The organism is Bacillus sp. SIMBA_008 (assembly GCF_046535495.1).
GTDB lineage: Bacteria > Bacillota > Bacilli > Bacillales > Bacillaceae > Bacillus > Bacillus subtilis.
Window position 1 is genome coordinate 1 of sequence record NZ_JAWRWL010000171.1, and the last position, 333, is coordinate 333.

General features: G+C 67.6%; 1 protein-coding gene. It reads right to left on the reverse strand.

Annotated features, from left to right (window positions below):
* A partial coding sequence (locus SB658_RS22675) for a hypothetical protein (RefSeq protein ID WP_410602481.1) occupies nucleotides 1-333 on the reverse strand: 333 nt, incomplete at both ends.

The window sequence follows — 333 nt, forward strand, 5'->3', positions numbered from 1 at the left end:
GTCGCTATCCTCTCTGCGCGTTCGTCACGCTCGGCCGCGCTCTCGGCAAGCTTCTTATCGATCGATTCCTGCAACGATCGTAGGGCGATCACGCGACCGAACGGCCGCGCCGTGCGGTCATCCCACGCCGGCGTAGTCGACGCACGCCGCTCGCGGAGCGCACGGCGGCGTGCATCCTGCTCGTACCGGCCGATGTCGTCCCCGAGAGTGCCGCGGACAGCGATCTCCTTCTGGGCAAGATCGATGCGGCGCGTGATCTTCCGATACTCGCGTGACAGTTCGCCGCGTTCCTCACGGGCCGCGGCCAGACGCCGGGTGAGCTGGTCCTTCACC